14 protein-coding genes are annotated in these 14,385 nt (G+C 69.5%); 7 read left to right on the forward strand and 7 right to left on the reverse strand.

What is annotated here, in order from left to right:
• Positions 1 to 7: 7 nt before the first annotated feature.
• Genes ABD256_RS27755 through ABD256_RS27770 form a run of 4 tightly spaced genes read right to left on the reverse strand, consistent with a single transcriptional unit; the run spans position 8 to position 4,660 of the window.
• Complete coding sequence (locus ABD256_RS27755; protein WP_344425129.1) at positions 8 to 1,342, reverse strand: FAD-dependent oxidoreductase; 1,335 nt, start codon at positions 1,340 to 1,342, stop codon at positions 8 to 10.
• A complete protein-coding gene (locus ABD256_RS27760; protein WP_344425132.1) occupies positions 1,339 to 2,313 on the reverse strand; it encodes a UbiA family prenyltransferase in 975 nt (324 codons plus the stop codon). The genes ABD256_RS27755 and ABD256_RS27760 overlap by 4 nt, the downstream gene beginning before the upstream one ends.
• On the reverse strand, positions 2,310 to 3,479 hold the full coding sequence (locus ABD256_RS27765) for a DegT/DnrJ/EryC1/StrS family aminotransferase (protein ID WP_344425135.1): 1,170 nt from the start codon (positions 3,477 to 3,479) through the stop codon (positions 2,310 to 2,312). Before ABD256_RS27765 ends, ABD256_RS27760 begins: the two co-directional genes overlap by 4 nt.
• A complete protein-coding gene (locus tag ABD256_RS27770) occupies positions 3,476 to 4,660 on the reverse strand; it encodes a DegT/DnrJ/EryC1/StrS family aminotransferase (protein WP_344425138.1) in 1,185 nt (394 codons plus the stop codon). The genes ABD256_RS27765 and ABD256_RS27770 overlap by 4 nt, the downstream gene beginning before the upstream one ends.
• A gap of 222 nt (positions 4,661 to 4,882) precedes the next feature.
• Between ABD256_RS27770 and ABD256_RS27775 the strand changes: the two genes are divergently transcribed.
• The 6 genes from ABD256_RS27775 to ABD256_RS27800 are packed head-to-tail and all read left to right on the forward strand — an operon-like array spanning position 4,883 to position 10,392.
• Positions 4,883 to 5,902 (forward strand): Gfo/Idh/MocA family oxidoreductase, encoded by a 1,020-nt coding sequence (locus ABD256_RS27775; protein WP_344425143.1) that lies wholly within the window; start codon positions 4,883 to 4,885, stop codon positions 5,900 to 5,902.
• Positions 5,892 to 6,752 carry a sugar phosphate isomerase/epimerase family protein gene (locus ABD256_RS27780; RefSeq protein WP_344425146.1) on the forward strand — a complete coding sequence of 287 codons (861 nt, stop codon included), beginning with the start codon at positions 5,892 to 5,894 and terminating at the stop codon, positions 6,750 to 6,752. The genes ABD256_RS27775 and ABD256_RS27780 overlap by 11 nt, the downstream gene beginning before the upstream one ends.
• Positions 6,749 to 7,987 (forward strand): M20/M25/M40 family metallo-hydrolase, encoded by a 1,239-nt coding sequence (locus ABD256_RS27785; RefSeq protein WP_344425149.1) that lies wholly within the window; start codon positions 6,749 to 6,751, stop codon positions 7,985 to 7,987. The genes ABD256_RS27780 and ABD256_RS27785 overlap by 4 nt, the downstream gene beginning before the upstream one ends.
• On the forward strand, positions 7,984 to 9,060 hold the full coding sequence (locus ABD256_RS27790; RefSeq protein WP_344425152.1) for an Ldh family oxidoreductase: 1,077 nt from the start codon (positions 7,984 to 7,986) through the stop codon (positions 9,058 to 9,060). Before ABD256_RS27785 ends, ABD256_RS27790 begins: the two co-directional genes overlap by 4 nt.
• Positions 9,060 to 9,983, forward strand: coding sequence for a Gfo/Idh/MocA family protein (locus ABD256_RS27795; RefSeq protein WP_344425154.1), 924 nt, complete (start codon positions 9,060 to 9,062; stop codon positions 9,981 to 9,983). Before ABD256_RS27790 ends, ABD256_RS27795 begins: the two co-directional genes overlap by 1 nt.
• Position 9,984: 1 nt before the next feature.
• On the forward strand, positions 9,985 to 10,392 hold the full coding sequence (locus ABD256_RS27800; RefSeq protein ID WP_344425157.1) for a DUF6917 domain-containing protein: 408 nt from the start codon (positions 9,985 to 9,987) through the stop codon (positions 10,390 to 10,392).
• 49 nt (positions 10,393 to 10,441) lie between these two features.
• Here the strand turns inward: ABD256_RS27800 and ABD256_RS27805 are convergent, their stop codons facing one another.
• From ABD256_RS27805 to ABD256_RS27815, 3 genes are read right to left on the reverse strand one after another with little or no spacing between them, the layout of a single operon-like run.
• Positions 10,442 to 10,975, reverse strand: a complete 534-nt coding sequence (locus ABD256_RS27805; RefSeq protein WP_344425160.1) for an EF-hand domain-containing protein — start codon at positions 10,973 to 10,975, stop codon at positions 10,442 to 10,444.
• A 32-nt stretch (positions 10,976 to 11,007) separates the two neighbouring features.
• A complete protein-coding gene (locus ABD256_RS27810) occupies positions 11,008 to 12,267 on the reverse strand; it encodes a nucleotide sugar dehydrogenase (RefSeq protein ID WP_344425163.1) in 1,260 nt (419 codons plus the stop codon).
• Positions 12,268 to 12,310: 43 nt separating this feature from the next.
• Positions 12,311 to 12,616 carry a hypothetical protein gene (locus ABD256_RS27815; RefSeq protein ID WP_344425166.1) on the reverse strand — a complete coding sequence of 102 codons (306 nt, stop codon included), beginning with the start codon at positions 12,614 to 12,616 and terminating at the stop codon, positions 12,311 to 12,313.
• Positions 12,617 to 13,244: 628 nt separating this feature from the next.
• Here ABD256_RS27815 and ABD256_RS27820 point away from each other — a divergent pair.
• Entirely contained in the window at positions 13,245 to 14,384 is a 1,140-nt protein-coding gene (locus ABD256_RS27820) for an HNH endonuclease signature motif containing protein (protein ID WP_344425169.1), read from the forward strand.
• Position 14,385 lies beyond the last annotated feature (1 nt).

Raw genomic sequence — 14,385 nt, forward strand, 5'->3', positions numbered from 1 at the left:
TACGGTTTCACGCCGCTCTCCTCACTGTTCCCGATCTGCTCAGCACGCGTGACGCGGCCGTCGCCGCGGACCGCACGGCCCCTTCGCTGCTCGGCCGCAGCAGCACCCAGTCACCGGCGTAGTCGACCGTTCCGATCGGACGCGCCGCGAAACCGGCGCGCAACCGCAGCGCTTCCGGTGTCGCCTCGGGAAGGCCGTGCCGGAAGCGGTGTACGAAGTTCCGCACCGTCGCCCCCGCCAGGCCGGGGAGAAACCGTTCTCCGCTGCCGACGAGGGCGGCGGCGACCTCGTCGTCCGCGGCGTCGAACAGGTCCGGAACGGCGCGCGCCGAGGCCAGCAGGCTCACCAGACCGGCTCCGACGGGTGCCCTCGACGGGTGCTTCTCGTGGTCGACGACGAGGCCGGACAGCACCTCCTCTTCCGCCGGCGGGGTCAGCAGCACGTAGGCAGGGCGGCTCGCCGCCACCGCGAGCGGGCGGTCGAGGAAGCAGCTGACCTTGAGCATCGGGCGGAACGTGCAGGCGGCGAGGAACTCCGCGTCCGCCGCGGGCGCGTTGACGTAGAGCCGTGCCGCCACCGGCGCCGGAACGCACAGCAGCACCGAGCGGGCGGTCAGCGTCTCGTCGTCGAACACCACGCGCGCGAGATCCGTGCCCCCGATCACCTCGCGCACCGCGCGATCCGTGACCACGTCGAGCGGCTCGGCGAGGCGGCGGGCCAGCGTGTCCATGCCGTCGCGGTAGGTCAGCCAGCACGACGCGGGGCCGATCTCCCGGAGCAGGCACGCGAACGGCGCCATCGAGGAACGTCCGGTGTCCCAGCCGAAGAACCCGCCCGCCACCGCCTGGAACAGGTAGTCGTGCAGATCGGGGTGGAAGCCCGTGGCGTACTCGGCGACCGTCCGCGCCCCCAGCGGAGTCCACTCGGGACGGTCCGCGTCGAAGCGGCGCGGATCCCTGATGGCAGCGAGGAAACGTACGAGATCCACTCTGGCGCGTTTGGACAGTCCGGCGCCGGTGAGGACCGCGCCCGGCTCCGACAGGCCAGGATGTGCCCTGCCGCAACGCCACACCGCGACGCCCTTGCCGATGGCGGGCACTTCGCCCCGGCTGATACCCGCTCGGCGGATCAGCTCCCAGGTGGCGCGGTAGCCCCGTGTGGATAGCTGCTCGGCGCCTTCGTCCACTGTGTACCCGGCGCGGCGGAAGCTCGCCATCCTGCCGCCGACCCGGTCGGCGGCCTCGAAGACACGTACGGACAACCCCGCCGCGCGCAGCTCCGTCGCCGCGGCCAGTCCGCCGATCCCGGCGCCGACCACCGCGACGTCCAGGTCCACCGTCATGCCGTGGCCGCCGCGATCAGGTTGGCCAGCACGAGCAGCACGACGCTCACCCGGTGCACCTTGAACCCGAGCTTGCGCGCGGTCATGATGTCGCCGTCACCGGAGAACCCGATCCGGAACTGCACCGCGCGCAGCGCCGTCGTCGGCAGCATCAGCAGCACGAACCACCACGGCGCCAGCCCGGTGAGCGAACCGAGTGCGCCGAACGCGAACTCGGCCACGGACAGCGCCCCGATGAACCGCGCGTTGCCCTTCGCCGAGGCCAGCACCGCCATCGTCGGCCTGCCGACCGCGCGGTCGCCCTCGATGTCGTTGGTGTTGGAGTAGACGCCGAACAGCAGCGGGCCCATGCCGAAGATCAGCCCCTGCACCAGGATGAACCCCGAGAACTCCCCCGCGATCAGTCCATAGGGGACGAGCACGAGCGCGAGCCCCAGCGCGGCGAGGAACGCCTCCTGGAAGCCGCGGTAGCTGAGCTTGACACCGTAGGAGTACTGCGGCATCAGCACGAAGGTCACCGCAAGCAGGATGACCGTCCACAACGGACTGTGCGGCGAGATGACGGCGGCCAGCAGCCACAGCACCCCGCCCGCCGAAGCGGCCAGCCAGCCGAACCACTTCGCCTCCGCGACGGTGAGCGTTCCCGCCACCAGCGGCTTGCGGAGCAGGCGGCGGGTGGGCGTGTCCGGGCCGTAGTTCGCCGCGTCGCTCCCGTCGTAGTAGCCGGTGACGTCGTCGAGCGCGACCATCGCGGCGGTCACCAGCACTTCCCCCGCGAGGAACAGCAGCAGTGCGGGCACGGTCACGGCGTCGAACGCGGCAGCCGGGAAGAGCACCGCGGACAGGACCACGAGGATGCTCAGGTAGTAGTCGTAGACGTCGAACTTGGCCAGGCGCGCGTAGCTGCGGACCTTGCTCTCCTGCCGTGCTCCGGCGACGGCACGGGGCCAGGGTTGGGCGCTACTGGTCACGACGGGACTCCTTCCGGTTCGGCGAGCGCGTTCGACGCCGTCGACCGTGCGAAGGCGCACACGGCGTCGGCGATGCGCTCGACCTCGGCATCGGTCAGGTGCGGGTAGATCGGCAGCGCGAGGATGCGGGCCGCGGCGTGCTCGGCCACCGGCCACCGCGCGCCCTGCCTCGCGTGCGCGACGAACGCGGCCTGCCGCGGCAGCGGTCTCGGGTAGTAGACGTGCGAACCGATCCCGCGCTCGGCGAGCCAGTCCTTCAGCTCGTCACGGCGTTCGCACAGCAGGCAGTAGACGTAGTAGCAGCGGCCGTCGCGCCCCGCGGGCGGCGGCAGCACACCCGCGTCGGCCAGCTCGGCGAACCGGGCGGTGTAGTAGTCGGCGATCCGCGCACGCCGTTCGAGCCGGGCGGGGAACAGGGCGTACCGGTACTGCTGGAAGGCGGCCTGGATCTCGTCGAACCGGCTGTTGTAGCCGATCCGGTGGTGCACGAACCGGTGCACGCCGTCCTGGCCGTGGTTGCGCAGCATCCGCACCGCGTCGCCGAGGGCGGGGTTCGCGGTGACCACCACGCCACCCTCCCCCGGCATGCCGAACGACTTCACCTGGACGAACGAGAACACCCCTGCCTCGCCCCAGGTCCCCGCCGGCCGCCCGCGCAGCACCGCGCCCTGCGCCACGGCCGAGTCCTCGACCAGCCGCAGGCCGTGCCGCGCCGCGAGATCGGCGATGGCAGGCATGTCCGCCATCATCGAAAACAGGTGCGCCGGCAGCACGGCCTTGGTGCGGGGCCCGATCAGCTCTTCGATCCGCGCCGGGTCGACGACCATGGTGTGCCTGCTGATGTCGGCGAACACCGGGGTGGCACCGACGCCGAGCACGGTGGCGGCCAGCGGGGCGCAGCCGAACGCGGGCACGATCACCTCGTCCCCCGCGCCGACGCCCATCCCGTGCAGCACGAGCGTGAGCGCGGACGTCCCGCTGCCGCAGGCCACCACATCGGCGGCGTCGAGCGACTCGCGCAGCATCCGCTCGAACGCAGCGGTGTGCTCGCCGAGGATGAACCGCTGGTCGGCACCGGTGCCGATCTCCTTGATCAGGCGCAGCAGCACCGCCTTGTCGGCTTCGAACAGGTCGCGGGCGAAGAACGGCAGCTCGCGGGCCGTCACCGCGCGCGCCCGAGGTAGAAGGACCGGACGAGGTCGCAGACGCGGTCCACCTGAGCGAGCTCCAGATCGGGGTAGAGCGGCAGCGCGAGCGCACGCGCGCACGCCGCTTCGGCGTTCGGGAACTGGCCGGCGCGGTACCCGAGATCGGCGAAGCACGGCTGGAACGGCAACGGAACCGGGTAGTAGGTTTCCGTTCCGACGCCGCTCTCCGCGAGATGGGACGCCAGCGCGTCCCGATTTTCTACCTCGATCAGGTACACGTAGAAAACGTCGCGGCGATAATCCGATGGTGCCGTCACCACCGGCATCCGGATTATTCCCGGGATATCCCGCAGGCGTTCGGAATAGGCACTCGCGAGTTCCGCCCTGCGGACGATGTCCGATTCGAGGCGCCCGAGTTTCGCGATCAGCACGGCGGCCTGGATGTCGTCCATCTTGCTGTTCATGCCCGGTTCGTCGGTCTCGTTGGAGATACCGGGGAAATGGTCCAGTGTGCGACCGCCTCGGCCGTGGTGGCGCAGCGCGGCCACCCGTTCCGCGATCTCGGGCCGGTCGGTGAGCACCGCACCGGCATCGCCGATCGCGCCGAGCGTCTTGCTCGGGAAGAACGAGAGCACCCCGCCCGCGCCGTGCAGCCCGGCGTGCCTGCCGCCCTGCCGCATGCCGATCGCCTCGGCACTGTCCTCCACCACGACCAGCTCGTGCCGTCGGGCCAGTTCGCCGAGCGCGCGCAGGTCAGCCTGGTGGGAGAACAGGTGCACCGGCATCAGGAACCGCGTCGCCGAGGTGACCGCGCCCGCCGCCGACTCCGGATCCATCGCGTAGGTGACGGGATCGATGTCGGTGAAGCGCGGCAGCCCGCCCGCGAGCACGACCGACGAAGCCGAAGCGACGAAGGAGAACGCGGGCACCAGTACCTTCTCGCCCGGTGCGAGGCCGCACGCCCGCAGGAGCAGCACGAGCGCGTCGGTCCCGCTGTTCACCCCGACGGCGTATCGGGCGCCGGTGTACTCGGCGAGCCGCTGCTCGAACCGCGCCACCTGCGCGCCGTGCGAGAACTTCCCGTTCTCGAAGATCTCCTCGACACCCGCTCTTATCGACGGCCACAGCTCGGCGAACGCACTCGACTGCGTGAAAAAAGGAACCTTACGAACTGCACTTTCCGCAAACGTTTCATTCACGGGCGCTGGCGTTTTCGCAGGCAAGAAGAACCCTCCCCTTCACGCGCACCGGATATTCGAGGCAAAACTCAACGTAGCCGACGCCCCGGACCCGCAGAAGACTCCGAACGGGGCTCGCCGGTATTTCACCCGTTGCGGTCAGAACGGCGAACGGCCTTAACTTTCCTTGGTCACCAACCGATATCGCGGATGACGAAAGACACGACGGACGCCATTGGAGCAGTGTTGCGAACCTTCGTCATCGGCCTCGGCCGCGCCGGGGCCGGACTGCACATCCCGATCCTGACCAGAATCCGCGAGACCGCAACGGCGAACGGAGCGCCGATCCTCGCGTGCGATCCGGCCACCGGGGAGGGTGACCTCCCGCCCGGTGTGGTGGCGGTGCGGTCGATCGAGCAGGCGGCGCGGTCGCTCGACCCGGCGGACACCGTGACCCACCTGTGCACCCCGCCCGGCTCGCGGTCGGCACTGCTCGACGAGCTCGCCGCCGCCGGCTTCCGCCGGTTCGTGCTGGAGAAGCCGATCGCCACCAACGACAGGGACCTGCGCCGCATCATGCGCCTGCGCGCCCGGCACGACCTCCGGTTCGTGGTGGTCGCGCCGTGGCTCGCCGCCGCCCTGACCGGCAGGCTCGCCAGTATCGTCCGCGACGGCACTCTCGGCGCGCTGCGCGCGATCACCGTGCACCAGCACAAGCCCCGGTTCCACCGGTCGCTGGCCACCTACGGCCACCCGACGGCGTTCGACGTCGAGATCCCGCACGCGATCCCGGTCGTCCTGCGGCTCGCCGGCCCTGCCGAACTGGTGGACGCGAGCTGGCGGACGCTGTCGTGCGACGAGCGCGACATCCCGCGGCTCGGCGGCGCCCGCCTGACGCTCGCGCACCGCGGCGGGGCGCGCAGCGAACTGGTTTCGGACCTCACGTCGCCGACACGCGAGCGGCGGATCCGGCTCGAGTTCGCCGAGGGCACCGTGACCGCCGACTACCCGGTCGGCGAGGACGACGACCACGCCCAGCTCACCGTCACCACGGGAGACCGGAGCGAACACCGGGCCTTCCGGGACGACGCGCTCACCGCGTTCTTCATCGGCGCCTACCGGCGGCTCGGCAAGCCGGCCGACGACACCGAGGACCTCGACTTCGCGCTGCACCGCGAAACGGTCCGCCTGCTGAGCGAGGCGAAGAGCCGGTGCGCGACCATCCCCGTCCAGTCCAGGTCGGAGCCGCAGTATGCACGGTGACGAACTCCCGCTCGCCGGGATCGGGGACGAGGCGGGGCAGTCGCTCGCCGACCAGCTCGAAGCACTGCGCGCGCTCGGCTGGCGGCACCTCGAACTGCGCACGGTCGACGGGCTCGCGCTCTCCGATCTCGACCGCGCGCGGGCGCGCGCGGTCGCCGACACCGTGCTCGACGCGGGTGTCACGGTGGTGTGCCTCGACTCCAGGATCGGGAACTGGTCGAACCCGATCGACACCCCGTTCGCGGGCGATCTCGCCGAGCTGGACACCCTGCTGGAATGGTGCGCGCGGCTCGGCACCCGGTACGTGCGCATCATGTCCTACCCGGACGCCGGGCTCACCGAACCCGAATGGCGGCACCGGGTCTTCGACCGCGTCGGGCGGCTGACCGAACGCGCGGAGCGCGCGGGAATCGTGCTGCTGCACGAAAACTGCTCGGGGTGGGCCGGTTCGAGTGCCGAGCGCATGACACGCCTGCTCGACGAGATCGACAGCCCGTCGCTGCGGCTGCTCTTCGACACCGGCAACGGTGTCGCACACGGTTATGTCGCCTACGACCTGCTCGCCGAGATCGCGGACCGCGTCGAGCACGTGCACGTCAAGGACGCGGTGACCACCGTGGCGGGAGTGCGCTACACACTGCCTGGCGACGGGCAGTCCTCCGTCGCCGACTGCCTCGGCCTGCTGCTGGCCACCGGGTACTGCGGCGCGCTGTCACTCGAACCCCACCTGGCGGTGGTTCCGCACACCGGGGCCCGTGACGACCGCTGCGCGCGGGAACGGTTCGTCGCGGCGGGCAAGCGGTTGCGGCGGCTGGTCGACCGGGAACTGCTCGACCGGGTCACCTGGTGACCCCGGCGCTACGGGCGGCGGACCGGGAGCTGCTCCTCCGGCTGCTGCGGATCCCGACCGTCTCCCCGCTCGAAGGCGGGCGGGGAGACGGTTTGTGGCGGGCACAGCACGCCTACGCGGACGCGGCGGCCGCGATCGGGTTCACCGTGCTGCGGCACGCGTGCGCCACGGCGGAGGACGTCGACCGCCCCGACGTCCCGCTGGCCGTCCGCGCCGCCGGTCAATCCTTTTTGGACGAACAGCCGAGCTTGGTGCTGCGGCTGGGGCCGGAGCTGGCGCGCGAGCGCACCGTGATGTTCAACGTGCACCTCGACACCGTCGCGGGCGAGGAACCCGTCGGCTTCGACGGCACGCGGTTCACCGGCCGCGGCGCCATCGACGCCAAGGGGCCCGCGGTCGCGCTGCTCGCCGGGATACGGGCGGCCGCCCCCGCGCTCGGCCGGGACATCGGCGTGCTCGTGCAGGCCGTGTCCGGCGAGGAGGGCGGCGCGATGGGCACCATCGGCACCCGGCCGCTGCTCGACCGCGGTTTCTACGGCGCGGTGAACGTGTTCTGCGAGCCGACCGGGCTGCGGTACCTGACCAGGGCCACCGCGTCGATGACCGCCCGCGTCAGCGTGCGCGGGCAGGGCGCGATCGACGACAGGCCCGCCGCCGGGCACAACGCGACGGTGCTGCTCGGCTCGCTCGCGCGGCACTTCGCACTGGCGCTCGACGACGTCACGGTGTGCGTCGCCGGGCTGCACACGGGTGAACTCCACAACCGCGTCTACGGCAGCGGGCGGTTGCTGCTCAACCTCGCCTACGCCACTTCCGCCGAAGGCGCCAGGCTGGAACGGCTGGTGGAGAACGCCTTCCGAACCGGGATCGCCGAGTTCGCCACCGAGTTCGCCGTCAGCAAGCAGTTCGCGATGACCGCGGCCGACGCCGCCTCGATCGCCACTTTGGACTGGACCAAGCGCGGGCTGCCGTGCCTGCGCGCGGAGATGCCGTCCGCACTGGTCGCCGGGATCCCGGCCTGGCCCGCCGTCGAACCCGCCTTCACCTGCGACGCGATCTGGATGGACGGCAGGCCGGGTACCGGCACGATCGTGCTCGGCCCCGGCGAACTGGACAAGAACAACGCCCATGCCGAAGGCGAGTTCGCCGAACTCGCCGAACTGGACGCCTTCGCGGCGATGGTTTCCCGGCTGCTCACCGGTTTCGCCGCCCGAACCCGAAAGGACCCCGCATGACCGCTACCACGACCGCCACCGCGGTGCGCGTGCCCTACGCCGCCCTGCTTTCCTTCACCACGGAGGTGTTCCGCGTTCGCGGTGTACCACCCGCGCGCGCCGCCGTCGCCGCCGAAGCGCTGTGCTACGGCGATCTCGCCGGCCTCGGTTCGCACGGGCTGTGCAACCTGTCCCGGCTGTACCTGCCCCTGCTCGACGAGCGCAGGGCCGACCCGGACGCGGAGCCGCGCACCGTGCGGGACCTCGGTGCCTGCGCGGTGGTCGACTCCCGTCGCGCGCTCGGGCTCTGGGCCGCCGCCGAAGCGATGGAGTCCGCCGTCGAACGCGCGGCGCGACACGGCATCGGGCTCGTCTCGGTCCGCGGCGCGACCCATTTCGGCTGCGCGGGTCACCACGCGGCGATCGCCGCCGCCCACGGCATGATCGGGCTGGTCGCGAGCAACTGCGGCGGGCAGCGCATCGCACGGCCACCGGGTGGTGCGGTGGCCGTGCTCGGCACGAACCCGCTGAGCGTGGCCGCGCCCGCGGTCGACGGCCACCCCTACGTGCTCGACATGAGCACCACCGTGGTGCCGACCGGCCGCGTCCGCGCGGCCGCACGAGCGGGCTCGCCCGTCCCGCCGGGCTGGCTCACCGACGACGACGGTGAGCCGGTCACCGACCCGGGTGCGTTCGATCGCGGCGAAGCGCATCTCGGCTGGCTCGGCGGAACGCCCGCGACCGGTGTCTACAAAGGATTCGGGCTGGGGCTCGCGGTGGAGCTGCTCGCCGCGGCGCTGCCCGGCGCCGGGCTCGGCCCGACCGCGGCGGCGCTCGGCGGCGACCGCGGGCGTGACGACGACATCGGGTTCCTCGTGCTCGCGATCAGCCCGGAAACCCTGCGACCGGGCGAGAACTTCACCGATCTGGCCGCGGAACTGTTCGGCACCGTCCTGACCTGCCCACCGCTCGACGAACGGAGACCCGTGCGCTATCCCGGCTGGACCGAGGCGGAACGAGCGGCGGCGAACCGGCGCGACGGGGTACCGCTCCCCGATTCGCTCCACCGCGAACTCGTCGGATTGGGGCTGTGATGGCACTGCGAATCGGTGTGATCGGCCTCGGCGTCATTTCGAAGTACTACCTCGCCGCACTCGATCGCCTGTCCGAAGTGGAACTCAGCGCCGTCTGCGATGTGCGGCCCGACGCGCTCGCGCCGCACGTCGCCACGGTCGCCTGCCACACCGACCACCGGCGGATGCTCGAAAACGAGCCGCTCGACGCGGTCGTCGTCACCACCCCCAACGACACCCACGCGTACCTGTGCCGCGACGTGCTCGAAGCGGGACTGCCGGTGTGCGTCGAGAAACCGCTCACGCTGTCACTCGCCGAAGCCCGTGCGCTCGCCAGGCTCGCCGCCGCGCGGCGTCGCCCGCTCTACACCGCGTTCCACCGGCGGCACAACGAAAACGTGCTCGCCCTGCGGGAGAAGGTCGCGGGCGCCAAGGTCGTCGAGGTCACGGTCCGGTACTTCGAGCGGATCGAGGAGCACATCGGCGCGGACACCTGGTACCTCGACACCGCGCGGTGCGGTGGCGGCTGCGTCGCCGACAACGGGCCCAACGCCTTCGACCTCGTCCGGATGTTCCTCGGGGACGTCCACGTGACGGACGCGAGCGTCCGCCGGGACGGGTCCGGTGTGGACAGGTACGCGAGCGTCCGGCTGCGGTCGGGCCGCCGGACCGGGCACGTCGTGCTCGACTGGTCCTACCCCGGTGAGCGCAAGGACATCGAAGTCCGGCTTGCCGACGACACTGTGCTGCGGGCGGACCTGCTCGACGGGCACCCCGGGTTCAAGGACTCGCTGTGGCACGAGTACCGGGGAATCATGGCCGAGTTCGTGGAGACGATCGCGCAGCGCCGGATCGAGGCCGTCCGGCCGGGGCTCGCCGCACTGGAGCTCGTGCGCGCCACCTACCGGTCCGAGCGGATCGCCAGCGCGGCCGGAAGGAACTGACGTGTCGCCCGCGGACGAGAACGGCGCCAAACGGACCGTGCACGGGGTGCTCGTGAAAGTGTTGCGGCACCGGCGCACCGAACGCGGCATGTCGCTGGAGCCGCACGCCAGCCGGTGCGTCCGGCTCGGCGAGGTGCACGAGCTGGTCACCACCGACCACACCGAAACCGGGGACGGCGCGCGCATCGACCGCGTCGGCTTCCTCGGCTTCGCCGAACTGGGCTGCGCCGGGGTGCTCGATCGCGGGGACGAATTCCTGATCGGCGGCAGGCTCGTCGGCACCGTGCTCGGATTCGACGCCTGCCACTTCCCCAACCACTACAACATCCTGATCGCCACCGACATCCCGGTCAGCGGCGAGGATCTGGGGTTGCGGCCGGAGCTGCCGATCGAATTCCGCTCGCGCTGAGCGCCGCGGGTGCCCCGGAGCCATCGCCCCGGGGCACCCGCCGCTCGGATCACCCGAGCAGGTTGACGTCCAGCTTGCCGAAGTGGAAGTTCCGCACCGCGGCCAGCAGCTCGTCCACCGACAGCTGACCGTCTCCGATCGTGTCGATCTGCTGGAAGGCCGACTGCGCCTGCGCGCGATCGACGCCGATGGCCTGCAGGTAGGCCGCGAACTCCTGCTGGTCGATCATGCCGTTGTGGTCGCTGTCGCACAGCCCGACGACGGCCTTCATCACCGGCCGCAGCACCCGGTTGAAGGTGGCCTCACCGTCGGTGAAGATCAGCTTCTCGTTGACCGACCGGAACTGCTCCTCGTTGATCGAACCGTTCGGGCCGACGCCGGCCTCGTTCGCCTCGTACTCGAACAGCCCGGTGAGTGCCTTGAGCATGGCCTGTCCCTCGGCCGAGCTCATGCTCTGCCCGAAGGCGCCGACGATGCGCTCCGCTTCCCGCTCGAAATCGGCACGCTCCAGCACGCCGTCGCCGTTCACGTCCCACTTGTCGAAGCGCTGCTTGAGCCGGTCGCCTGCGATCGCGGTAGTCATCGGAAATCAGGGTCCTTTCCTCGGTTGGGTTGTCACAGCATTTCCACGCGGCTTCCCGCGACGATGCCCCTGGTGTCCAGCAGGGAACGGGAAAGCCTTGCCAGCTCCGCGCTCTCGTAGCACGTGTGGTCCTGCAGCAGCACGGCCAGATCGGCGCGCGCCAGCGCGGTCCGCAGGTTCTCCGATCGGAGAACCCGCCCGCGGGACAGATTCAGCTCCGCCACGTACGGATCGTGGTACGTGACGGTCGTTCCCAGCGCGCGCAGGCCGTCCGCGATCGGAATCGCGGGCGACTCGCGCACGTCGGGCACATCCGGTTTGTAGGTCACCCCGAGCAGGAGCACCTCGGCGTCGCCGACGTCGAGGCCACGCGCGGCAAGCGCGGCGGAGACGCGCTCGACCACGTAGCCCGGCATGCCGTCGTTCACCGCACGGGCGGCCGACAGCAGACTGAACGTGAAACCCTCGTCGCGTGCCCTGCTGAACAGGTACAGCGGGTCGACGGGGACGCAGTGCCCGCCGACACCGGGCCCCGGCTGGAACCGGGCGAACCCGAACGGTTTGGTACCCGCGCAGTGCAGCACGTCCCACGCGTCGACACCCGTCTTCTGGCAGAACACGGTCAGCTCGTTGACGAGCGCGATGTTGACGTACCGGTAGGTGTTCTCCAGCAGCTTGGCCAGCTCGGCCTCCCTGGTGCCCTTCGCCACCACGACGGTGTCGACGAACCGGCCGTAGAACTCCGCGCAGTACTTCGCGCACAACGGGGTGATCCCGCTGACGATCTTCGGCGTGTTCACCACACCGAACCGGCGGTTCCCCGGGTCGATCCGCTCCGGCGAAAAACCCAGATGGAACTCCTTTCCGGCGATTATTCCGCTCATCGACTCCAGAATCGGCAGTACCACCTCTTCGGTGGTTCCCGGGTAACTGGTCGACTCGAGCACCACGAGCGTTTCCGGTCGCAGCCACGCGCCGACCGATTCGGCCGCGGCGCGAACCGCACCGAGATCGGGTTCCCGTTCCGCGGAAAGACCGGTCGGCACGCAGATCACAATCGTGTCCGCCTTGGCGAGCACGGCCGGATCGGTGGTTGCGGTGAACCCGGACTCGATCATTTCCCGGACATCGATGTCGGAAACATCGGGCACGTGGGAACGGCCCGCGTTCAGTCCGTTCACCACCTCCGCGCTCAGGTCGAAACCGACCCCCGTCAGCCCGGCTCGACCAGCCTGCACGAGAAGCGGAAGACCCACGTACCCCAGTCCGACCACCGCCACATCGACCATCATCCACGCCTCCCGAATCGGCTCTGGGCCAGGTGGAACGGGGATATCAGGCGGAGAAGCTCCCGCTCGCCGGCGCGACGTGGGAGCCGTAGCCCGGCCGCACCGTCAACGACGGGCTCAGGCAGAACGGGTCACCGTAGATCTTTACCGGCGAGTCCGTCTCGTTGACGAGCACATGCGCCAGCGGGGGCAGTTTCTTACACCCGGACGGGTTGTCATAAGTGGTCAAGCTGGTGATCTCCACCTCGAAAACGATGACCTTCCCCGTCGCCGCAGAAGCGGTGCTGGGCAGGGCCACCAAAAATGCCGCCCCAGCCATGCTGGCCAGCAGGGTGCTGAATATTTTTCGCATGAGAACTCCCCATTCCCGGCACTGGATTTTTCGCAACGAAACGTAAGCTATCAGCTACCCACCGTGTCAGAAAGGGGGGTGGCGGCGAAGGGCACCGGAAGTGCGAACGCGCTGGCATCCGAGGGACGCATTGAGGTTCCACGTCACCGTGCGTTCCCGCATCCGCCGGACCTCTATTACCCGAACGAACAGGATGTCAGCGAACGAAGGACACACGAAACATGTTCTCCGTAAACAAGTCGGGCCGGGTCGGGCTGAACGGGTTGTAGTCCAGGGTCGGCGGGGGGCTTCGCGGGTCTGCGGGTCGCGTCGATGTCGGGTTCGGTTGTCGGTGTTTTGACCTCTGGTCTACGTTCGCGTGTTTGGTGGGCGCGGTGAGGGTTTCAAGCACGCCTACGGCGCGCCGTGGGGAACTGTCGCTCCTCGGTGCAGGTCGCGTCGTTGGTCACCAGCGACAGTTCCCCACGGAACGGAATTCTTTGGTCGCCTTGGCGTGCCGTTCCCGACGCATTGCCGGTCCCGTTAGGTTTGGCTTCCGTGTTGTTGTGGTTCCGTTGTGGCAAGCTGTGATCTTTTGTGTACCTGATTGGGTGACGGAAAGTGTTTTGCGGGGCGGTAGAATTGTGGCATGTCTACTGAAGAAGAGTTTTATCGGGTTCGTGTGCTTTCTGACTCTGCGGCTCGGCGGTTGCGGGTTATTCGGTATCAGCAGGCAATGCTGCTGCGCGAGATAGCGGAGATGGAGCAAGTGTCCTCACGAAGATCGACGGTGGGGCAGGTGGGGTTGCTGCATGCTGTGACGCAGGCTGCGGCGGAGCGGAAAGTGGCGCTCGCTGACGCGTTGACCTCATACCTGCCGTGCACGCTGGCCGCGATGGAGGCGGGGCTCATTGACGAGTATGCGGCCTCGCGGGTATTTGAGGCGACCGCGTGTGTGTCCGAGGGGGTGGCTGCTGAGGTTGACTCGTTATTGGCAGGGAGGTTCGAGAATCGGAATCCGCCCGCACTGCGGAGGTTGGTCAACTCATTGCTGATGCGAGTTGACCCTGAAGGATATGAGCGGCGACGGCAAGAGAAAGTGGCGGCGCGTCGGTTGGAAATCCGGCATGGGGATCACGGATCGTCGACCCTGTTCGCCGAACTTCCTTCCGATCGGGCGCAAGCGCTCTACGCCGCCTGCGACCGGGACGCGCTCGCCAAGAAGCGCCAGGGAGATAAGCGCACCATGGATCAATTGCGTTTGGATGCGCTGGTCGAGCGGTGTCTGGGTGGCCACGGGTGTGTGGGGAAGCCCAAGGCGCAGATCTTCGTCCACATCGACCTGCCAACCCTGCTGGGACTGCGCGACAATCCGGGCGAGCTGGCCGGGTGTGGTGACATCTCACCGGAGATGGCGCGGGTGATCGCGTTCGACGCCGACTCGGTCTGGAACCGCATCGTCGACGAACCCATGACCGGCCTGCCCATCGACCTCGGCCGGGAAAACTACCGGCCACCCAGCGCCATGCGGAAGTACCTCCACGTCACCCACCGGACCTGCAGCATGCCCGGCTGCACCCGGCCCGCCCAGTACACCGACCTCGACCACGCACAGGCTTGGAAAGACGGCGGACGCACCGACAAAGCCAACATGCGGCCGCTCTGCCGAGTCCACCACGTACTACGCGACGAACCCGGCTGGACCTTCACCACCAACGACACCGGCGCACTCACCGTCACCACCCCGAACGGCCGCAGCTACACCGAAGATCCCACCGGGTTCGGCTGAT

This window comes from Amycolatopsis minnesotensis, from assembly GCF_039529815.1.
Lineage (GTDB): Bacteria > Actinomycetota > Actinomycetes > Mycobacteriales > Pseudonocardiaceae > Amycolatopsis > Amycolatopsis minnesotensis.

Coding starts and splice junctions, on each gene's coding strand:
- ABD256_RS27755 (WP_344425129.1), bottom strand. CDS start 1,342: ATGACGGTGGACCTGGACGTCGCGGTGGTCGGCGCCGGGATCGGCGGA.
- ABD256_RS27780 (WP_344425146.1), top strand. CDS start 5,892: ATGCACGGTGACGAACTCCCGCTCGCCGGGATCGGGGACGAGGCGGGG.
- ABD256_RS27790 (WP_344425152.1), top strand. CDS start 7,984: ATGACCGCTACCACGACCGCCACCGCGGTGCGCGTGCCCTACGCCGCC.
- ABD256_RS27795 (WP_344425154.1), top strand. CDS start 9,060: ATGGCACTGCGAATCGGTGTGATCGGCCTCGGCGTCATTTCGAAGTAC.
- ABD256_RS27805 (WP_344425160.1), bottom strand. CDS start 10,975: ATGACTACCGCGATCGCAGGCGACCGGCTCAAGCAGCGCTTCGACAAG.
- ABD256_RS27810 (WP_344425163.1), bottom strand. CDS start 12,267: ATGATGGTCGATGTGGCGGTGGTCGGACTGGGGTACGTGGGTCTTCCG.
- ABD256_RS27815 (WP_344425166.1), bottom strand. CDS start 12,616: ATGCGAAAAATATTCAGCACCCTGCTGGCCAGCATGGCTGGGGCGGCA.
- ABD256_RS27820 (WP_344425169.1), top strand. CDS start 13,245: ATGTCTACTGAAGAAGAGTTTTATCGGGTTCGTGTGCTTTCTGACTCT.